Origin of the sequence: Roseobacter denitrificans OCh 114, from assembly GCF_000014045.1 — a bacterium.
Classification (GTDB): Bacteria; Pseudomonadota; Alphaproteobacteria; order Rhodobacterales; family Rhodobacteraceae; genus Roseobacter; species Roseobacter denitrificans.
Genome location: NC_008209.1, coordinates 1710585 through 1731720, shown reverse-complemented (window position 1 = coordinate 1731720; position 21136 = coordinate 1710585). Strand labels below are relative to the sequence as shown.

General features: G+C 60.3%; 20 protein-coding genes. 1 reads left to right on the top strand and 19 read right to left on the bottom strand.

Going from position 1 to position 21136, the window contains the following annotated elements:
- Positions 1-2 precede the first annotated feature (2 nt).
- The 18 genes from ribB to RD1_RS08230 all read right to left on the bottom strand — a co-directional run bounded on the left by ribB (position 3) and on the right by RD1_RS08230 (position 18693).
- A complete protein-coding gene (gene ribB / locus RD1_RS08315) occupies positions 3-1127 on the bottom strand; it encodes a 3,4-dihydroxy-2-butanone-4-phosphate synthase (RefSeq protein WP_011568038.1) in 1125 nt (374 codons plus the stop codon).
- A 70-nt stretch (positions 1128-1197) separates the two neighbouring features.
- Positions 1198-1791, bottom strand: coding sequence for a riboflavin synthase (locus tag RD1_RS08310; RefSeq protein WP_011568037.1), 594 nt, complete (start codon positions 1789-1791; stop codon positions 1198-1200).
- Between the two features lie 143 nt (positions 1792-1934).
- Positions 1935-3011, bottom strand: a complete 1077-nt coding sequence (ribD, locus tag RD1_RS08305; protein WP_044033390.1) for a bifunctional diaminohydroxyphosphoribosylaminopyrimidine deaminase/5-amino-6-(5-phosphoribosylamino)uracil reductase RibD — start codon at positions 3009-3011, stop codon at positions 1935-1937.
- A 17-nt stretch (positions 3012-3028) separates the two neighbouring features.
- Positions 3029-3496: a transcriptional regulator NrdR gene (gene nrdR, locus RD1_RS08300; RefSeq protein WP_011568035.1), complete on the bottom strand. Its 468-nt coding sequence runs from the start codon at positions 3494-3496 to the stop codon at positions 3029-3031.
- Positions 3497-3630: 134 nt separating this feature from the next.
- Positions 3631-4050, bottom strand: coding sequence for a secondary thiamine-phosphate synthase enzyme YjbQ (locus RD1_RS08295; protein ID WP_044033389.1), 420 nt, complete (start codon positions 4048-4050; stop codon positions 3631-3633).
- A gap of 36 nt (positions 4051-4086) precedes the next feature.
- On the bottom strand, positions 4087-4506 hold the full coding sequence (locus tag RD1_RS08290) for a hypothetical protein (protein ID WP_245897233.1): 420 nt from the start codon (positions 4504-4506) through the stop codon (positions 4087-4089).
- Positions 4507-4577: 71 nt separating this feature from the next.
- Entirely contained in the window at positions 4578-4862 is a 285-nt protein-coding gene (locus RD1_RS08285; RefSeq protein ID WP_011568032.1) for an HlyU family transcriptional regulator, read from the bottom strand.
- Between the two features lie 76 nt (positions 4863-4938).
- Entirely contained in the window at positions 4939-5523 is a 585-nt protein-coding gene (locus RD1_RS20940; protein ID WP_105880341.1) for a hypothetical protein, read from the bottom strand.
- A gap of 62 nt (positions 5524-5585) precedes the next feature.
- Positions 5586-7571, bottom strand: coding sequence for an RNA polymerase sigma factor RpoD (gene rpoD / locus RD1_RS08275; RefSeq protein WP_011568031.1), 1986 nt, complete (start codon positions 7569-7571; stop codon positions 5586-5588).
- A gap of 122 nt (positions 7572-7693) precedes the next feature.
- A complete protein-coding gene (gene dnaG / locus RD1_RS08270) occupies positions 7694-9649 on the bottom strand; it encodes a DNA primase (RefSeq protein ID WP_011568030.1) in 1956 nt (651 codons plus the stop codon).
- A gap of 84 nt (positions 9650-9733) precedes the next feature.
- Entirely contained in the window at positions 9734-10036 is a 303-nt protein-coding gene (locus tag RD1_RS08265) for a hypothetical protein (protein ID WP_011568029.1), read from the bottom strand.
- Positions 10037-10068: 32 nt separating this feature from the next.
- On the bottom strand, positions 10069-10614 hold the full coding sequence (locus RD1_RS08260) for a sarcosine oxidase subunit gamma (protein ID WP_011568028.1): 546 nt from the start codon (positions 10612-10614) through the stop codon (positions 10069-10071).
- Positions 10607-13534, bottom strand: a complete 2928-nt coding sequence (locus RD1_RS08255; protein ID WP_011568027.1) for a sarcosine oxidase subunit alpha family protein — start codon at positions 13532-13534, stop codon at positions 10607-10609. Before RD1_RS08255 ends, RD1_RS08260 begins: the two co-directional genes overlap by 8 nt.
- The gene (locus tag RD1_RS08250) at positions 13531-13800 is read right to left on the bottom strand and encodes a sarcosine oxidase subunit delta (RefSeq protein WP_011568026.1); all 270 of its coding nucleotides are present in this window, start codon (positions 13798-13800) and stop codon (positions 13531-13533) included. The genes RD1_RS08255 and RD1_RS08250 overlap by 4 nt, the downstream gene beginning before the upstream one ends.
- A gap of 40 nt (positions 13801-13840) precedes the next feature.
- Positions 13841-15094 (bottom strand): sarcosine oxidase subunit beta family protein, encoded by a 1254-nt coding sequence (locus tag RD1_RS08245; protein WP_011568025.1) that lies wholly within the window; start codon positions 15092-15094, stop codon positions 13841-13843.
- 317 nt (positions 15095-15411) lie between these two features.
- The gene (locus RD1_RS08240; RefSeq protein ID WP_171959999.1) at positions 15412-16878 is read right to left on the bottom strand and encodes a Glu/Leu/Phe/Val family dehydrogenase; all 1467 of its coding nucleotides are present in this window, start codon (positions 16876-16878) and stop codon (positions 15412-15414) included.
- 122 nt (positions 16879-17000) lie between these two features.
- A complete protein-coding gene (locus RD1_RS08235) occupies positions 17001-17492 on the bottom strand; it encodes a hypothetical protein (RefSeq protein ID WP_011568023.1) in 492 nt (163 codons plus the stop codon).
- 70 nt (positions 17493-17562) lie between these two features.
- Positions 17563-18693, bottom strand: coding sequence for a DUF2235 domain-containing protein (locus tag RD1_RS08230; RefSeq protein WP_011568022.1), 1131 nt, complete (start codon positions 18691-18693; stop codon positions 17563-17565).
- 112 nt (positions 18694-18805) lie between these two features.
- Here RD1_RS08230 and RD1_RS08225 point away from each other — a divergent pair, with 112 nt between their 5' ends.
- Positions 18806-19525: a tryptophan-rich sensory protein gene (locus tag RD1_RS08225; RefSeq protein WP_011568021.1), complete on the top strand. Its 720-nt coding sequence runs from the start codon at positions 18806-18808 to the stop codon at positions 19523-19525.
- A gap of 99 nt (positions 19526-19624) precedes the next feature.
- Here RD1_RS08225 and der read toward each other — a convergent pair whose 3' ends face one another.
- Positions 19625-21103 carry a ribosome biogenesis GTPase Der gene (der, locus tag RD1_RS08220; protein WP_011568020.1) on the bottom strand — a complete coding sequence of 493 codons (1479 nt, stop codon included), beginning with the start codon at positions 21101-21103 and terminating at the stop codon, positions 19625-19627.
- Positions 21104-21136 lie beyond the last annotated feature (33 nt).

The window sequence follows — 21136 nt, the reverse complement described above, 5'->3', positions numbered from 1 at the left end:
GTTCAGTCCTTTGTAATCGGGCGGGTCCCGACGATGGAGAGGTTGTAGGCTTCAAGCCCCAGGTATTTCGTTTGCGGGCTGTCGGTCAGCAGGATCAGTTCGTGCAGCCCCATGGTCGACATGATCTGCGCGCCCACACCGGTGCGTTTGATCGTGCGCGGGCCGTCGTCCTCATCACCGTCCAGACGCAGTTTCGGGTGCGGTTCGCGAAACAGCAGGACCGCGCCGCGCCCTTCCTCGGCGATGATCTGCATGGCGCGAGGCAACTCATCCGCCGGGCTTGGACCAAGGCCCAGAACGTCTTCCAACGCGTTCAGAGCGTGGGTGCGCACAAGCACCGGTTCCGGCGTCGAAATATCGCCCTTGGACAGCATGACGTGATCCGTGCCGGTCATCTCATCGGAGAAAATCCGCATGCACCACTCACCGCCAAAGGCGGAAGTGACCATCCGCTCGTCCCGCTGGCGCAGCAGATTGTCGTGTTTGTGGCGATAGGCAATCAGATCGCTGATCGTGCCGATCTTCAGGCCGTGTTCCTGCGCAAAACTCACAAGATCCGGCAGACGCGCCATTTCACCATCCGGTTTCATGATTTCGCAAATCACGCCCGAGGGATGCAGCCCGGCCAAGCGGCTGATATCAACTGCGGCTTCGGTATGCCCGGCCCGCGCCAGTACGCCACCCGTGCGCGCGCGCAGCGGGAAGATATGCCCCGGCGTGGCGATATCCGCCTGCCCCTTGTCCTCATCAATGGCGATGGCGACCGTCAGCGCCCTGTCAGGGGCGGATATGCCGGTGCTCACCCCTTCGCGCGCCTCGATCGACACGGTGAAGGCCGTCTCATGGCGCGACGAATTGTTGACCGCCATCATCGGCAGACCCAGCGTTTCGATGCGCTCCGAGGTCATGGGCAGGCAGATGAGCCCACGGCCATGGGTGGCCATGAAGTTGATCGCCTGCGCGTCGGCAAATTGTGCGGGGATCACGAGGTCGCCTTCATTCTCGCGATCTTCATGATCGACCAGAATGAACATCCGACCGTGACGGGCATCCTCGATGATCGCTTCGATGGGTGAGATGCTGTCGCGCAGCTCACGCTCAACTGGGCCGGATGTTTCAAATGTCATAGCATGCACGCCTCTTTGTCTGGGACAGGCTCATAGACCAAGCGGCAAGGCTTGACCAGCCGCCCCCGGTTCAATGCGCAGGCATTTCCGCAAGACGCGCGACGTAACGGGCCAGCGTGTCAATCTCAAGGTTCACCGCATCCCCAACGCGCACACCGCCCCATGTTGTGACTTCTTTCGTATGGGGAATGAAGTTGATCCCGAAGTCCCTGCCGTCGACCTCGTTCACCGTCAGAGAGGTCCCGTTGAGGGCCACCGACCCTTTGGGCGCGATGAACCGTGCCAGTGCCTCAGGGGCGCGCAGTGTCACCCGCGTGCTGTCGCCCTCCTCCGTGACCGCGATGACCTCGGCGACACCGTCCACATGCCCGGACACGATATGGCCGCCCAACTCATCGCCCACACGCAACGCGCGTTCGAGGTTGACGCGACCGCCGACGGCCCACTGGGTGAGGTTCGTCTTGCTCACGGTCTCGGCGCTGATCTGCACATCATACCAATCCGGCCCGAGATCGACCACGGTCAGGCAGACACCATCCGACGCGATGGAGGCCCCCATATCAATGCCGGACGTATCATAACCCGTGCGAATGCGCGCCCGCAGGTCGCCCTCCTGCTTGAGGTCGATGATCGTGCCGATGTCGGTAATGATTCCCGTAAACATGAAAGCCCCGCCGTGCTGGTGTTTGTGATGACGTAGCGGCGCGACCCAAAGCTGACAAGCCCCCGCAGCGCGTCACGGCCTTGCGGCTGGCATTCGTGCACCGTGCAACCGGTGGCAGAAGCGTTCATTGCCCCGCGTGTCAATCAGGGCTGCGCACGCTCCCAGATGTGCATGACGTCCGGGCCGACGGTCTGCGTGCTGCGCAGGTCATAACGCGGTGCGCGAGACAATTTGCTCAGCCCCAAGGCGCCGATCGACGGCAACCCCTCCGCCCCGATCGCCAGACCTGCGGTGAAGCCGATCAACTCATCCACAAGGTCGGCCTCGAACAAAGACGCCGCCAAGGCGCTGCCCCCCTCGCAAAAGATCCGCGTCAGACCATGCCCCGCCAGTTGGCGCATCACATCCGCAGGGTCCAATTGCCCACCCCGCGCCGCGCAGGGCAGCAGGACAGCCCCCAAATCCTGCCAGGTTCGGATCAACTGCGGGTCAGCGTCCTTGCCATGACATAAGATCACCGGCACCTCGGTCGCCGTGCGGGCCAAGACCCCCATCAGCGGCACATCAAGCCTGCGACTGATCACAACGCGCGCAGGCTGCCACGCGGTGCCAAGGTCCCGGACGGTCAGCGCCGGGTCATCCTTGCGCGCCGTACCCGCGCCCACCATCACCGCATCATGCCGCGCGCGCAATGCATGCACCACGCGGCGTGCCTGCGGGCCCGTGATCCACTTGCTCTCGCCTGTGCCGGTTGCAATGCGCCCGTCAAAACTGCCCGCAAGCTTGAGCGTCATGAAAGGGCGATCCAGTTCCACGCGCGCAAAAAACCCCGCGTTGTCCCGGCGCGCCTGCGCTTCCAAAATGCCTGACTGAACATGAATGCCCGCCTGCTCCAAGGCGCGAAAACCTGCACCATGCACCCTCGGATCCGGGTCCCCGGTGGCCGCGAAAACCCGCGCAACGCCCGCCCTGACCAATGCCTCTGCGCAGGGTGGGGTCTTGCCGTGATGTGCGCAAGGTTCCAGCGTCACATAGACGTCAGCACCGCGCGCCTGCGCCGCGGCTTGCGCCAGCGCCTGCGTCTCAGCATGCGGACGGCCCCCCGGTTGGGTCCAGCCGCGCCCGATAATCCGGCCGTCTTTGACAATCACGCAGCCCACGGCCGGGTTCGGCCATACACGACCAAAGCCCCGCCGCCCCAACGACAGGGCCAGCGCCATGTAGCGGGACGCCTCGGTCACTCGTCGCCGGGAACGTCCGGGCGCAATTCACTGACAAACTTGTCAAAATCATCTGCGGCCTGAAAGTTCTTGTACACACTGGCAAAACGCACATAGGCAACGGTGTCGATCCGCGCGAGCGCTTCCATCACGATCTCACCGATCTGTTTGGAGCCGATGTCGGTTTCGCCCATGCTTTCCAACCGGCGCACAATGCCCGATATCATCTGGTCGATCCGTTCGGGATCAATGGGTCGTTTCTGCATGGATATGCGGATGGAGCGCTCCAGCTTGTCGCGATCAAAATCTTCTCGTTTGCCGGTGGATTTGATCACAACCAGATCGCGCAGCTGCACACGTTCATAGGTCGTAAACCGCCCCCCACAGGCCGGGCAAAACCGGCGTCGCCTGATGGAGACATGGTCCTCCGCCGGACGGCTGTCTTTAACCTGAGTGTCAATATTTCCGCAAAACGGGCAGCGCATCGGCCGTCCCCCTTATTCCAGTCTCTGCCTCTTGTTGTGGGATCGCCGCCCCACTTATCCACAAGTATAGGCGAACGCCTAAGTTTTGGGTAGAGGCGAATTATCATCCCACATGTTGTGGCAAAAACCGTGTCTTATCGGTCAGCATTAAAGTGCGCGGCCACCCGCCTGCGGTGCGGGCGGCGGCGATGCTCCACAAGATAAATCCCCTGCCATGTGCCCAATTGAAGCTGCCCCGCCGCGACCGGAATGGACAGGCTCACCGGCAGGATCGCCGCCTTGATATGCGCAGGCATATCGTCCGGACCTTCCAACGTATGGCTCAGATAGGACATTCTTGGGTCGTCCGCAGGCGGCACCAGACGATTGAAAAACGCCTGCAAATCGGTTTGCACATCCGGATCGGCATTTTCCTGGATCAAAAGCGATGCGGACGTGTGCTGCACCAGCAGCGTTAACAGACCATCACCGAATTGCCGGACCCAAGGTGCGATCTGGTCGGTCAAGTCGTAAAGCCCGGGCCCGCCTGTGTGACATTCAAACTGTCTTTGCATCATTCATGTCCCCTGCGTTCCCTCAAAAGGCGCTGCTCAAAATCCGCCGAATACTTCTTCCAGCAGGTTATCGCAAAAGTTATACGCGTGACCGATTGCAAGGTTCTCGTTGCGTCGTTTCACCGAGACCGAGTAGGAAGAGGGCGTGTTTTTCATCGCATCATCCGGGGTGACCGTAAACACCACGCCTTTGACACCGTCCGTTGTTTTTGAAGCACCCAGCGGATCAACGATATACAGCCGCTTACGCACCCCATCGAGACCCGATGCGCGGGCGTAATCCGCCGCCGCGCACCAGAAATCCTTTGCGCTGGACCACCGGTCATCCAGAACCTCAAAGCTGTCTTGGCTGATCGGGACAACATACAGCCAATTCACCGCGCGGTATGGTTGCGCCGCAGCCGGCAATGCCAAAGCAACACAGCATAGCGCAGTGATCAAAGCCCGGGGCATCATGATCCAACCCGTTTCAATTCCTGCATTTAGCTTACAGGCTCGCCTTGCAAATACCAGACATTTGCAGCCCTTCAGGAACGGAAAATTCGATCTCCCTGCTCGTCAATGACTTGTTTCGCCTTGCGAAAACTGGCAGCCTGTGCGTCTTCCAGCCCTTGCACCATATCCGAGCGGATCAACTTGTGGCTGCGTGTTTCACCGTCGATTTCTTTTTCGATGATCGCGCAGATCCGATAGGACGGGCCTTCGGCCATTGGTGTGGCCGTGATCAGAAAGCCCTCATGGGTTTCAGTCGGGGCTTTGGCCTCAGACCCACCGCCACCGCTACCTCCGAATAGTTTTTTGAGAAATGACATGCGCGCTCCCCTTTTGGCTTTGCCCAAGCTTAACGCGGCGGCGGTGCAGGGAAAAGACTGATAACGGCGAACTATGTCATTGCTGTTTGATCAGTTCGATCTCATCGTAGAAGACTCCCCAGCGGTTGCCGGTGCCATGCAGGCGGATTGTGTCACCGGGTTTTGCATGTTGCCAGATATTATGAGGAACCCTGTAGACAGAACCACCCAACGGAAGACGATCGGGCAGTGATATGTAGTCGGCCATCCTGTATTCTTGATTCAGCCTTCCAATTGTAAAATCTTGATTGGTCGTCCGCGAATCCATCAAGACCGTCGCCATTGGAAACCACAGCACTGCGAGCGCAGTGAACCCGAACCATGGTACGAGAGGAGAAATGAACACAATGACCGACACCCATCCCGAACGCCGAACTGGCACATCTCGTTTGTAGGTCGCCGGAGGCTTCCGGAGAACGCCAAGAACCCGGTCTCCAAATGCATCAAGCCAACCCGGGATTACTAGCGGCCAACATAAAAGGGCAAAGAAAGCAAGAGATGCAAGACCTGTGAAGTGTCGCACAAAGTCGCCAGCATCTGCAGCTGGAACAAAGCGTATTGCCCCCAGCCACATAAACAATACGACATAGGCAATACCACTTGCTGCAAGCACGATGTGCATAACAGCGTACGCATCCGGTAACTTTGATCTAATGGTCCGCCAAAAATACAGTAAGTCGTAGCTCACTGATCGAGGAAACTCCGCAGCTTGCGTGACCGGCTGGGGTGCTTGAGTTTGCGCAGCGCCTTCGCCTCGATCTGGCGGATACGCTCGCGTGTGACCGAGAACTGCTGGCCGACCTCTTCGAGCGTGTGGTCCGTGTTCATACCGATACCAAAGCGCATGCGCAGCACGCGTTCCTCGCGCGGGGTAAGGGACGCCAGCACGCGGGTCGTGGTTTCCTTGAGGTTTTCCTGAATGGCGCTGTCCAAAGGCAGAACGGCGTTCTTGTCCTCGATGAAATCGCCAAGCTGGCTGTCTTCCTCATCGCCAATCGGTGTCTCAAGCGAAATCGGCTCCTTGGCGATCTTCATCACCTTGCGCACTTTCTCAAGCGGCATCTGCAGCTTCTCGGCCAGTTCCTCAGGCGTCGGTTCACGCCCGATCTCATGCAGCATCTGGCGGCCCGTGCGCACCAGTTTGTTGATCGTCTCGATCATGTGCACAGGAATACGGATTGTCCGCGCCTGATCCGCAATCGAGCGTGTGATCGCCTGACGGATCCACCACGTGGCATAGGTCGAGAATTTATACCCCCGGCGGTATTCAAACTTGTCAACGGCCTTCATCAGGCCGATGTTGCCTTCCTGAATGAGATCAAGGAATTGCAGGCCGCGGTTGGTGTATTTCTTGGCAATGGAAATAACCAGACGCAGGTTCGCCTCTACCATTTCCTTCTTGGCCTGACGCGCTTCCTTCTCGCCCTTTTGCACCTGCTGCACGATCCGGCGGAATTCCGAAATATCGAGACCCACGTATTGGCCAACCTGTGCCATATCAGCGCGCAGTTCCTCGACCTTGTCGCTGGAGCGTTCGATGAACATCTGCCATCCACGCCCGGATTTTTCCGTCATCCGCTCCATCCAGTTCGGATCAAGCTCGTATCCGCGATATTCATCGACGAATTCACGCCGGTTGATGCGGGCCTGATCCGCCAGCTTCACCATCGCGGAATCGATCTGCATGATGCGGCGGTTGATCCCGTACAGCTGGTCGATCAAAGCCTCGATACGGTTGTTGTGCAGGTGCAACTCGTTGACCAGCAGGACAATTTCAGAGCGCAGCTTTTGGTAGAGCGCTTCATCCCCTTCGTCAAAACTACCGTCTTCATTCAGCGTCGCGGAAATGCGGCTGTCCTGCATCTCGCTCAGTTTTGTGTAGTCACTCGCGATGATATCCAGCGCTTCAAGCACCTGCGGCTTCAACGCCGCTTCCATCGCGGCGAGGCTCATGTTGGCCTGTTCGTCCTCATCGTCGTCGTCATCATTGGCAATCGGATTGCCATCCGCGTCAAGCTCAGGAGACGATTCCTCTTTTTGCGGCGCAGTGGCACCGTCCGCAGCCACCACCGGCTCTCCGACGCTGACGTCTTCATCCAGTTGATTGCCGAAGGTCGCTTCGAGGTCAATCACATCGCGCAGCAGAATGTCCTCAGACAAGAGTTCATCGCGCCAGATCGTGATCGCCTGAAAGGTCAAAGGGCTTTCGCAAAGCCCTGAAATCATTGTATTCCGGCCAGCTTCGATCCGCTTGGCAATCGCAATTTCGCCCTCGCGGCTCAGCAGTTCAACCGACCCCATCTCGCGCAGGTACATGCGAACCGGATCATCCGTGCGGTCCAGCTTCTCGCTGGTGCCGGACCCGAGCGTGACTTCACGGGTGCCTTCGGTCGTGGCAATCTCGGTCGAGCCTTTTGCCTCTTCCTCCTCGGCGTCTTCGTCTTCGATGATGTTGATGCCCATTTCGGAAAGCATCGACATCACGTCCTCGATCTGTTCGGAATTCACCTGATCAGGGGGCAGCACGGTGTTGAGCTGATCGTAGGTGATGTACCCCTTCTCGCGCGCCTCCGCGATCATCTTCTTGACCGCCGCCTGACTCATATCAAGCGAATGGCCCGCATCCTGATCGTCTGGCTTTGCGTCGTCATTGGTGTCTTTGGCGGCCATGCGCTGCTCCTCACAGAATAGGTTGATTCGCTTGCCCGAATCACAGGGGAATCATCTAGCGTTTTGGGTGATTCGACCACCCGTTAAGCAATACTATTTCACGCTTTACTCTTCAAATATGGTTAACCATGCGGTTTTTGCGACTTAATCGCCTCCAGCAGGGCGTCCAGAGTATTTCTTTCATCCCGACTGATTCGCGCCCCATTTGCCCCAGTTTCGTATTCTGCCCGGTCCTCATGAACACTCTTGCGCGCATTTTCAGCCGCTTTGGCCGCCTGCGACAGCCGCCACGTCAACCCTTCATCCGCCAGACCGCTCATGTCTTCCGACGCCTCCTCGATTTCCGCGTTCAGGCCACGGGTTGCACTGAGCTTTGCGAATTCTTCCGCGACGGTCATGCGGGTTTTTTCCACATCACCGGGCCGGCGGATGCAGGGTACGATTGCCACATGGCTCTGTGTCAGCAGGTTTTCAAGGGCGTCAGGTCCCAGAGTTTCAGAAATCACCGCCCGCATTTCGGCTGCGGTGGCCGACATGTGGCGCAACAGAATATCCCGCAGCGCCTGATGTGTGTGATCACTGCACGTCATACGCTCGAGATCACTTTCAAACTCTTCGATGACCGAAGGGCAGGTTGCGAATGCGGCGAGCAGAACCGCCTCGCGCAGGTTTTCCGTCACATCGATCGTTTGCGCACTCGCCAGCGCCGAGGCTTTGGTCGATTGCAACGGTGTCGCGACAGACGCGCCCCAAGGCCGCCCGCCTTTACGCCAGCCCTTGTTTTTCTGGCGTTGAGGGCGAAACAACTGCCATTGCAGGTCTTTTAACTCCTGCTTGTAATGGTTTTGAATGGAGGGATCCTTGATCAGCGCAACCTTGTCACGCAGCGCTTTTTCAAGGGCAGCCTTGCGCTCCGGGCTATCGAAAACGCCGCCTTCGGTCTCGCGCTGCCACAACAGTTGCACCATCGGCAGGGCCTCATCCAGCAGCTTTTGCAGCGCCCCGGCCCCCTGCTCGCGCAGCAGGTCATCCGGATCCTTGCCCGCTGGCATGATCGCAAAGCGCAAGGACCGGCCCGCCTCAAGCAAGGGAAGGGCAAGATCAATCAACCGCATTGCGGCACGCAAGCCCGCTGTATCGCCATCGAGCGCGACAATCGGTTCGGGGGCAATCCGCCAGAGCATCTGGAGCTGGTTTTCGGTGATCGCGGTGCCCAGCGGAGCAACGGCGGCAGTGAACCCGGCGGCATCAAGCGCGATAACATCCATATACCCCTCCGCCACGATCAGGGGCTGACCCTTGCCGGCTGCGGTCCGCGCCTCTTTCTGATTGTAGAGACTGCGGCCTTTATCAAACAACTCCGTTTCCGGAGAATTCAGATATTTGGCGTTATCATTCGGGTCCATTGCCCGACCGCCAAAGGCGATGGCCCGGCCCCGGGCATCGCGGATCGGGTACATGATCCGTCCGCGAAACGTGTCATAGGGCCTGCCCCCTTTGGTGGATGGCTTGGCAAGTCCCGCTGCCAAAATCAGATCATCCGCAACACTCTTTGCCTTGAGGTGATCCCAAAGTCCCTGCCACTGATCCGGCGCAAAGCCTATTTCCCAGCGCTCCAAGACCTGCGCGCTCAGGCCGCGGCGCTCCAGATAGCCGCGCGCCTCTGCCGCAAGGCCGGTGTTCAACTGTAGGCGGAAATACTTGACCGCCAGTTCCATCACCTCTGCCAATTGCGTGCGGCGGTCCGCTTTCTGCTGGGCTTGCAGGTCCCGCTCCGGCACGGGCATCCCGGCCTCCTGCGCAAGAATTCTGACCGCTTCCATGAAGCCGACATTTTCGGTTTCGCACACGAAGGAAATCGCGTCCCCCTTGGCATGACAGCCGAAACAGTAATAAAACCCTTTGCGGTCATCTACATGAAAAGACGCTGTTTTTTCCTGATGAAAAGGGCACGGCGCCCACATGTCGCCCTTGCCCTGATTGGACTTGCGCGCATCCCACATGACCTTGCGTCCGACCACCTGAGTCAGGCTCAATCTGGTGCGCAGTTCATCTAGAAATCCGGGCGGCAGGCTCATGCCTCAAGTATCGGGCCAGCCGGGCAGAGAGTCCAGATGCCGTGGCGTCCCCGCGCTACACTGCGGGCAACGCAAGCGTGCGTTTCATTGGCCGAGGCAATTCTGGTTCCAGATTTCGCTCAGGTCATTGTCACGCACCTGCTTCATTGGCAACTCGTAAACCCATGGTGTGATGAGCGGAATCGCATTGCTGTAATTCGCAGGCCATGCCGGATCAGACGCAAGGATCGTCTTTTCCACGTTGCGTTCCTTGACGTTATCCAGACGCGCTTGCTGGATCGCCGAAACGACCTGCGCCTGAAACCCGCAGGATTCCGCTTTTTCCGCATCGGCCAGAACAGGCACCGCTATGCAGGCCAAAAGGACAGCTAGTGAAAGACGCAACATTGTGAAACTCCTTTGGTATGACGCGATGCATGTTAACCGCGCGCCGCGACCGCTTCCATAGCTTCTTTCAACTCATCCACCAATGTGACCGCCATGGACCGGAAAACAAGGATCAGCACCTCATCCGGCGCGGTTCGGGTGATGGAGGCGTGCATATGACCCAACAGCGTGCGCGTTGTATGGCCCACCTCAAAGCTCTTCAGACGCAGGTCAACCGGCACGAGCCGCGCCAGCGCATCCGTATGTCCGGGGCCGGACAGGGTCACGCAGGCCCAGGCGTCTGATTGATCGGTGATCGCGGCAATCTTGTCCAATCCGGGCGGCACAGGCGCACCAACCAGAACGGCGGTTTCGCGTCCAAACCAGATCGCACGGGCCCTGTCCTCACCTGTTGTTCGGTTGGGCGCCGGGAACGCCAGACCATACGCCTGGGTCAGTGCATCCGACACCGCAACCTGCTGATCCTGAAACGGAGAAATGGACGTCAACGTGCCAAGGTCGGCTTCGACAAGGGTCATGGACCCGATCTTGACGGGCAGTATGTCGAGACATGCGGATCGTGCTGTCAACTCAACCACGCAAGTGCCCTCCATCCGGATCCACAAAAACCGGTGCGCAGATCTCAACCAGATGATCATGGCCACGCAAGGCGTCCACCATGCGCATGACGTCACCATGACGCGCCCGACCATCGGCCACAAAGCCCAGACCAATCCAGTGCCCCAAGGTGGGCGAATAGGCGACAGAGGTCATGTACCCTTCATCGTTTGCACGCGTGGCCGCTGCGCCGCGCTCAAAAAGATGCGCGCCGGCTGTCAGCTCATCTGTCGGGCAGACGGGTCTGACACCGACAAGCTGGCTGCGCTGCGCGCCAACCAGACCGGGCCGGGCGGCCATGGTCTTGCCAATACAGTCTTTTTTCGCGCTGATCATCCGCTCAAACCCGATGTCAAAAGCAGTCGTTGCCCCGTGGATTTCCGCATGGGTGATATGCCCTTTCTCGATCCGCAGGGCATTGAGCGCCTCCATGCCGTAGGGCCCGCCTTGCAGCTTGTGCGCCCGGCTGACCAGCAGATCAAACAGGCTCGCACCATAGCGCGCAGGCACGGCAATCTCATAGGCATGCTCGCCCGAAAAAGATATCCGGAAAATCCGCGCCGCCACATCGCCGATCCGAACCGGCCCGCAGGACATGAAGGGCCAGCTTGCGTTGTCGATTGGCTCTGACAGCACAGCATTCAGCAAGTCGCGCGACTTCGGACCGGCCACGGCAAACTGCGCCCATTGCTCGGTCACCGAGGCAAAGCGCACATCAAGTTCGGGGCGCAGGGCTTGATGCACGAATTCGAGGTGGCGCATCACCGGCCCCGCCGCCGCCGTCGTCGTTGTCATCAGAAAATGCGTCTCTGCCAGCCGCGCGGTTGTCCCGTCATCCATCACGTGGCCGTCTTCGCGCAGCATCAGGCCATAGCGCACGCGCCCCACATTGAGCGTGGAAAACATGTTGGTATAGACAAAATCCAGAAAGCGGCCCGCATCCGGCCCCTGTATGTCGATCTTGCCGAGGGTCGAGACATCGCAAATGCCCACGTGGCCGCGCACCATCTCCACTTCACGATCGCAGGCATCCCGCCAAGTTGTCTCGCCTGCTGCGGGAAAATAGCTTGGCCTGTACCACAGCCCCGCTTCGATCATGGGGGCTGCACGCGCCACGCTTGCAGCGTGCGACGTCGTAAGGCGGCGCGGCGCAAAACCCATGCCGCGCCCCCCGGCCCCCATCGCCGCGATCGCCACCGGGCTATAGGGCGGGCGGAACGTGGTCGTGCCCGTTTCCGGGATACCGCGCCCGGTCGCATCCGCGAGAACGGCAAGGGCGGTGACGTTGGAATTCTTGCCCTGATCGGTGGCCATCCCTTGCGTGGTATAGCGTTTCATATGCTCAACAGATCGGAAGTTCTCCGTCGCTGCCTGTTTGATATCCTTGACCGACACATCGTTCTGATAATCCAGCCACGCCCGCCCTGTACCGGGCACCGCCCAGAGCGGCTGGATCGCATATGGCGCCTCTTCTGCCGCTGGTACACCGGTGGATTTCACCTTCATACCCAACGCCGTGCAGGCTTCAGCGGCGGCCTGTGCACCCGCCGCAAGACAGCCAGCCGTGCTGAACACACCCGCACAGGCCCCCACCGCCACCAATCCTGGCACGGCACCGGGCGTCGGGACAAAGCTGGCGATGTCGGGCTGCCATGTGGGACGACCATTCATGTGGCAGGTCAGATGCACTGACGGGTTCCACCCGCCCGAAACCGCAAGGCAATCCGCATCAATATGCCGAACACCCCCGCGCGTTCTGACATGGACGGTTTTGAGGCCCAGCCTGCCGCTGGTATCCTCGACCACCGCGCCTGTAATTACCGGGAAGTCCGCCGTGCCGACGTTTACATCCTCCCGCGCATCCACCAGCGCCGCAATTTCGATCCCGGCATGAGACAAATCAAACGCCGTGCGGTGCGCATCATCGTTATTGCCAAACACCACAACGCGTTTGCCCGCCGCAACCCCCCAGCGGTTGAGATAGGCGCGCACGGCACTGGCGGTCATGATACCGGGGCGATCATTGTTGGCAAAGGCGATCTGCCGCTCAAGCGCACCTGCGGCCAGAATGCAGCGGCGCGCGACGATGCGCCAGAATGTCTCGCGCGGGCGGCCCTCCACCGGCGCACCGGGCCACCGCTCAAGCGCGCCAAAGGTTCCCTGATCATAGGCCCCGGTGACAGTCGTGCGCGTCATGATGCGCACATTGGGCATGGCGCTGAGTTCAGCAACAACCGCTGCCGCCCATGCATGGCCCGCCATCTCTTCGACCGTGTGGGTTTCGGCGTTCAGACGTCCGCCCGGCAGGCTGTCTTCATCGGCGAGGATCACATCTGCCCCTGCCCGACCCGCGGTCAGTGCCGCCATCAAACCCGCAGGCCCGGCTCCGATCACCAGCAGATCGCAAAAGGCAAAGGCCTTTTCATACGACTCATCGGCAGGCAGACCGCTGAGCGCCCCAAGCCCTGCCGCGCGCCGGATCACGGGTTCATAGATCTTTTCCCAAAAGCCCTGCGGCCACATGAAGGTTTTGTAGTAAAACCCGGCCCCCAGAAAGGGCGAGATGAAATCATTGATCGCCATCGCATCAAAGGACAGGGACGGCCATGCATTCTGGCTGCGCACCTGCAGGCCCTGGTAAATCTCTTGCACGGTTGCGCGCACATTGGGGTCCTGCGCCGCCCCCTGCCCCACGGTAACCAGCGCGTTTGGCTCTTCGCTCCCGGCAGTCATCACACCGCGCGGACGATGATATTTGAAGGAGCGCGCCATCAACCGCTGCCCCTTGGCCAGAAGCGCGGAGGCCACCGTGTCCCCGGCAAAACCGGTATGACCGACGCCATCGAACTGAAACCGCACCCTTGTGCTGCGGTCGACCAGCCCCTTGCCCGCAACCCTCACGACGTGGCTCCTGCATCGCGCACGAGGCGCACGTCCGTCACGTCATGGGTCACTGTGTTGCGCGTCACGACCAGCCATGCACCACACCCCGCCTCATGCTGCCACAAGTCTCTGGTGTCACCCGCCGGGTTGTCGCGCAGATGCAGGTAATCGTCCCAAACGTCGGCCCCCGCATCCGGTGCGGGACGGTCCAAGGCACGCGCCGCTCCCTGGTAATAAAACTCCCGCCGATCACGCGGGCCGCACAGCGGACAGGTCAGCCTCATGTTTCTCGACCCTTCTTATGCATGCGCCCAGCCTCGTTCATCAGTGCAGGTTGTGCTGGGCACCGGTGCCCTCTTCGTCCATCAATCCGCGCCCTGTGCGAAACCGATCAAGGCGAAAGCCTGCCGCTGTCTCATGCGGCGCGCCCGTCGCCATCAGATGCGCCAGCGCATACCCGGAAGCGGGCACCGCCTTGAACCCGCCGTAACACCAGCCGCAATTGATAAAGAGCCCGGCGGTATCCGTTGTGTCGATAATGGGCGAGCCGTCGGGCGTCATATCCATGATCCCCCCCCACGACCGCAACACCTTTGCCTTGCCGATCATCGGCATTAGGGTCATGCCCGCCTCCATCACATGTTCGGCCATGGGCAGATTGCCGCGCTGCGCATAGGAGGCGTAGAAATCAAGATCACCGCCAAAAACCAGCCCGCCCTTGTCGGACTGGCTGATATAGAAATGCCCCATCCCAAAGCTGATCACATGGTCAATGCAGGGCTTCAGCCCCTCCGTCACAAAGGCCTGCAACACATGGCTTTCGATCGGCAGCCGCATGCCGGCCATCGCGGCCACCTGACCGGACCGCCCGGCCGTCACGATGGCGACTTTTTTGGCGCGGATCACACCGCGCGATGTTTGCACGCCGCGCACCGCGCCGTTTTCAATGTCGATGCCCGTAACTTCGCAGTTCTGCAGCAGATCGACGCCTCTTTGATCAGCACCGCGCGCATAGCCCCAGGCAACCGCATCATGGCGCGCAGTGCCCCCACGGGCGTGCAAAAGCCCGCCGTAAATCGGAAAGCGGCTGTTTTCAAAATCCAGATAAGGCAGCTGTGCGCGCACCCCTTCACGATCCAGCAGGACCGCGTCATCGCCCTGCGCATGCATCGCATTGCCGCGCCGCACGAAAGCATCGCGCTGCCCATCGGAATGAAACAGGTTGATGATGCCACGCTGGGAAAACATCACATTGTAATTCAGGTCCTGCTCCAGCCCCTCCCAGAGTTTGAGCGAATGGCTGTAGAATTCCTGATTGCCGGGAAGGTAGTAATTCGCGCGCACGATCGTGGTGTTGCGCCCGACATTGCCCCCGCCGATATAGCCCTTTTCCAGCACCGCGATGTTGGTCATGCCGTGGTTCTTGGCCAGATAAAACGCGGTGGACAGCCCATGCCCGCCGCCGCCGATAATGATCGCGTCATATTCCGCCTTAGGCGCCGGGTCGCGCCATTGCGGCGTCCACCCCCTGTTACCCGTCAGCCCTTCGCGCAGGACCCGCAGACTTGAAAAACGCATCAATACCCCTGTACCGGCAGCCGTTTTGGACATGCTGCCGGCCTAGGGTAGCAATGCAAATCCCGCGACAACAGCCAAAAGACGACGCGATATGTCGCTTTTTGAGGCCGCTTTGCGCAGGGATCAACAGGGTGTCATTCACTTGCGTTTCGGATCACCGCGTGGATAGCAATGGCCGCAACCGTTTTCACGGGCATCGCCCCTGCTCCAGCGCTATGCCCTTCAGCGACGGACCGAGGCAGCGAGAAACCCGGTTTCACGGCAAACGGGGCAGCCTATGGCCCATGGAATGGAGGCCATGGGCCAGAGGTGAAAACCTACAGACCCTTCGCTTGATAGCTTGCGGCCACCTTGCCGATGGACACAAGGTAGGCCGCCGTGCGCAAATCCTCCACATCATCGCGGTCATGCCAGACCTGCGCCATGGATTGATAGGCAATGCGCATCGTATCATCGAGACCGGAGCGCACGAGTTCCAATTCATCCGCGCCGCGCAGGTATTTCTCTTTGAAATTCGGGCTTAGTTCCCAGTTCAGCTCCTTGTCGCGGGACAGGCGTTCCAGCTCGTTGATCAACAGCTGGTGGCGCGATTCTTCCTGACGCCGCTGCATCCGGCCAAACCGGATATGGCTCAGGTTCTTGACCCACTCGAAATAGCTGACCGTGACACCGCCCGCATTGGCGTACATATCCGGAATGATGACCGTCCCGCGCTCGCGCAGGATTTCATCGGCCCCCGCCGTGATCGGGCCATTCGCGGCCTCAATGATCAGCGGGGCCTGTATGCGTTTGGCATTTCCAAGGTTGATCACGCCCTCAAGCGCGGCAGGGATCAGGATATCGCACGGCTCTTCCAGCACCTTGACCCCATCCGCAACCTGATGCCGGTCCGAATATCCCGCAATTCCCCCATGTTTGGAAATCCACGCACGGATCTTGTCAACGTCGAGACCCTTGGGGTTATAAAGCGCACCATCATGTTCGATGATCCCCACGATGTCGCAACCATCTTCTTCGTTCAGGAATTTGGCCGCATGATAGCCCACATTGCCAAGCCCCTGAACGATCACGCGCTTGCCATCCAGTGAGCCGGTCAGCCCGGCTTTCTTCATCCCTTCACCGTCGCGGAAAAACTCGCGCAGAGCGTATTGCACACCGCGCCCCGTCGCCTCCACCCGGCCGGAAATACCCCCTGCATTCAGCGGCTTGCCGGTCACACAGGCGTTGCCGTTGATATCCGTCGTGTTCATCCGCTTGTATTGATCCGCAATCCACGCCATTTCGCGTTCACCGGTTCCCATATCAGGGGCCGGCACGTTCTGGCTGGGGTTGATCAGGTCACGCTTGATCAACTCATAGGCAAAGCGGCGGGTGATCAACTCCATCTCATGCGGTTCATACTCGCGCGGGTCGACACAAAGCCCCCCTTTGGAACCACCAAAGGGCGCTTCAACCAGCGCGCATTTATACGTCATGAGCGCTGCAAGCGCTTCAACCTCGTCCTGATTGACCTCAAGGGAAAACCGGATGCCGCCCTTGACCGGTTCCATATGTTCCGAATGAACCGAGCGATAGCCGGTAAAGGTCTTGATCTCGCCGCGCAGCCGCACCCCAAAACGCACCGTATAGGTGGCGTTGCACACCCGGATCTTCTCTTCCAGACCGGGGGACAGGTCCATCAGGCTGACCGCCCGGTTGAACATCTGGTCGACACTTTCGCGAAAGCTTGGTTCTGAGGCGGGGATATTCACATTCGTTCTCCTGTTGAACTGCAAGACGGGCATGCGCCGACGGCTACATGACCGCGACCCTATGCCCGCACTGGTGGAATTGCCAGTTTTTTAGGCAGTGTGAGAACCTTAGCGGAAGGCCGGTTAAAAGGGTTTAAACGTCACCGCTGACGGCGTCAGTCCTGCTGTTCACGCTCTGCAAGCATGATGGCGATGACTTCGGCCATGTATTTCGTCGCGCGCATCGGGGTCATCCCGCCCACGCCGACGCGCGTTGCCGAACGCCACCACAGGCCCGGGCGCCAGTCGCGCGCATACGGTTTTGTCAGCCGCAGCAAAAACCCGTTGGACGGTTTGAACGCAAAGGCCCCGCGGTCAATGGAGGAGATGTCTTCGATGCGCACGACAAGCGTGCCTGTATCGTCGCGCAGCTCGGTACGCGTCAACTCAAGCGTTCGGCAGGTCGATTTACGCATCGCATTGGCGATCATCAGCGATCCGGTGCCCAGAGCGATCAGGAACACCTGCCAGCCCAGCGAGGGCGGCGAGACGATGGCGACATAAATCACCAGCACCGCCAGAAACGCCAGCATCCCGATCCCGAGAATACGCCGCCCCATGGAGGGGGTCACACGTGCCAGAACTTCGTCTTCGGATTGCTGTGCCATACCTGCGCCTTGTCTGTGACTGGCGCAGTTCCTAGCCTGCAAGCCCCATGGCTCACAAGCGCAATCGGCGTCAGGGCTTGCGAAAAAGCCGTGGCATCACCTTGCGCAGCGATCTGGGGCGATAGCCGGTTAGCAAAACCGCACGCAGCCGGACAGTCGGATGCAGGTCTGTGGCCGCGCAGGGTCCGGCCCGCCATGCCTCAAGCCATGGAAGCAGACGATAGGCCCAGTGCACCCGGTATAAATCCGGTGCTTCTACCACCGCATCAATGGGCGTGTCCGGAATCTGATAGCCCGTTTTTACCTCCAACCCCGCCGCGCAGGCCGCCTTGAATATCCACGCAAGCGAGGCTGCGGCCAGCCCCTGCGGCGCGGCGGAGCCGCCGACAATGCCGTGATTACCTGCAAACCAGACCTGCTGGTAACGCCGCGCCTCGCTCTGATCGCCGCGATTGAGGCCTGGCCCTGCGTCCGATGCGTCCAGATTATCCCACAAGGCCGGCGCAAAAAGCGCGCGTTTTTCATCCAGTGCCAGCGCATGGCGGGCCTGTTCCACAAGATGCGTGAGGGATGTGTCGTGAAACGCATGGCGCTGGTTCCAAAAGGCGGCCAGACGCCCCAGAAACAGCGCAGGAATTCCCAGCGCACCCACCGTATCCCACACCCCAAGGTACGTGATGCGCACCAGATAACTGTGATCGGCCCGTTCGATGGCATCAACCGCACTGGTTGCGTAGTCGGGCGACAGCCGCCGCCGCTGCGCGCGCACATGCGGCGCATCCGGCGCATTGCGCGCCCCGCGTGAGCGGTAGAGCCGAAAGGCCGAGCGCAGGTTTTCCGGCGTCGGGTCGGACAGGATACCGCATTTTCGGATCATGCCGACCAGCGACCGCGCCGTATATGCGCCGCGCGAAAAGCCAAAGATCATGATCCTGTCGCCCGGTTGATAGGTCTTGCAGAGGGCGAGATAGGCGATCCTGATATTGCGGTTCAGACCCCAGCCGAAAAACCCGCCCCCCACCTTGGAAAGCCAGCGCCCCAAGGCACTTGCCATGCCGGTGCCGGTGCCGACACCGGGAACATAGATGATCTTTTGCGTTTTCGACTCCGCGCAGTCCCCGGCGAGGCGCGCCACATGTGTCTGCGCGCCGCTTTCCAGCGTGCTCCAGGTGCCATCACAGAATATCGCGATCACGGCCATTTGCTTCTCCTCTTGAAAGCTCTAGACCTAACGACCAAACGCTGGGGGCCGGTTACGCCACCGCGCGCTGCCTTAATCTGAACAGCGCATTTTCGCGCGCAAAGGACCAACCATGACGAAACCAATTGCCTTTCTTGCCGTGCTGCTCTGCCTGACCTTTGCGGGGTCCACCCTCTGGGTGCCTGATTTTGGCGGTTTTGACGCTGACCAGTTCCCGATCCCGCAAATGGACCCGCCGGTGCAACCCGCAGGCTATGCCTTTGCGATCTGGGGCATCATCTATCTGTGGTTGCTGCTGGGGATGGGCTTTGGCCTGTGGAAACGCCGCGAGGACCCCACATGGCACGCCATGCGCGCGCCGCTCTGCGTGTCACTGGCGGTCGGCTCCATCTGGTTGCCGGTGGCTGTCGTCAGCCCGGTCTGGGCCGCGATCCTGATCTGGGCCATGCTGATCCCCGCGCTGATCGCGCTGTTTCGCGCACCACGCGATGATCGGGGCTGGGCGCTGGGGCCGGTCGGGCTTTATGCGGGCTGGCTGAGTGCTGCAAGCTGTGTCGCCCTCGGGCTGGTGGCCGCGGGCTATGGATACCTTGATGACGAGACCGCGGCCTTCGCCTTCATATTCCTGGCCCTGCTGATTGCCTCGGCGGTGCAAAACCAACTGCGCCGCGCGCCAAGCTACGGCATCGCCGTCATCTGGGCGCTGGTCGCAATCGTCGTACAGAACATGGCCAGCTATCCCACCGTTGCAGCGCTCGCCGGGGGTGGCGCATTGGCCCTGACGCTGCCGGTCTGGAAGGCGTGGCGCGCGGGCAGAGCAGCCTCCGCCTAGAACGTCTGACGAGATAGCTGAAACATCAGTCACCTCGTAACGCATTGAGATCATTCATTTCAGGCCGCGTTACGTGACCAAGGCTTATCGCACGACGCTTTAATCCTTGCGACGCCCGTCGGTGTGTTTGCGCAGTTTCGAAGGCGGCGCCTTTTTGCGCCCCTTATAGGGGTTGGCATCGTTCTGACCGCGCATCCACAACCGGATCGGCGTTCCCGGCATATCAAAGTCGAGCCGCAATCCGTTCACCAGATAGCGGTTGTAACTGTCCGGCACCTTATCGGGATGCGAACACATCACCACAAATCCCGGCGGGCGTGTTTTCGCCTGCGTCATATAGCGCAGCTTGATCCGTTTGCCCTGCGGCGCGGGGGGTGGATGCGCCTCCAGCATGCCGGCAAGCCAGCGGTTCAGTTGCGCGGTGGTGACGCGGCGGTTCCAGACCTCATAGGCGCGCAGAACAGCCTTGTGCAACCGATCAAGACCCCGCCCGGTCCGCGCCGAGACCGTGACCAAAGGGGCGCCGCGCAACTGCGGCAAAAGCCGCTCAAAGCTCTCACGCAACTCATTCAACTTGGCCTGTTTGTTTTCCTCGATGTCCCATTTGTTGACCGCAACGACGACCGCGCGCCCCTCACGCTCGGCCAGATCGGCGATGCGCAAATCCTGCTGTTCAAAGGGGATCGCAGCATCCAGCAGCACGACGACCACTTCGGCGAATTTCACCGCCCGCAATCCGTCACCGACCGACAGTTTTTCCAGCTTTTCCTGCACCTTGGCCTTTTTGCGCATGCCTGCCGTGTCGAAGATCCGCATGGGGATAACATCCCCCTCCGGCCCGACCCAATCCGTGCGCAGCGAAATGGCATCGCGCGTGATCCCTGCTTCGGGCCCGGTGAGCAATCGGTCTTCGCCAAGGATCTGGTTGACCAGCGTGGATTTGCCCGCATTGGGCCGCCCGACAACCGCGACCTGCAACGGCTTGTTGGCCGTTGGCATGCGGAGCGCCGCCTCCATGTCACCGCTGTCCTCATCCAGCGCGACATCTGTTTCGGGTGCGTCTTCGGCGGCGCGTTCGGCATAGGCATCCGCCAGCGGCATCAGATGGGTATAAAGGTCGTTCAACCCCTCCCCATGTTCCGCAGACAGGCGGATCGGCTCCCCCAGACCGAGACTATAGGCCTCGATCACACCGGCATCCGCAGCCGCCCCTTCGGCCTTGTTGGCCGCCAGAACGACATGCCCCGCGCGTTTGCGCAGAATATCAGCGAACACCAGATCAGTGGGCGTGATGCCAACCCGCGCATCCACCATGAAGAGGCAGATGTCCGCCATATCAACCGCGCGCTCTGTCAAACGGCGCATCCGCCCCTGCAGGCTGTCATCGGTCACATCTTCAAGCCCTGCGGTATCAATCACCGTAAACCGCAGATCCGCCAGCCGCGCCGCCCCCTCGCGCAAATCGCGTGTAACGCCCGGCTGGTCATCCACAAGGGCAAGACGCTTGCCCACCAGACGGTTGAACAGCGTGGATTTGCCCACATTGGGCCGCCCTACGATGGCGAGCGTGAAAGACATGGCAAAGGCTCCGGATGTCAGGAATTGTCCTGC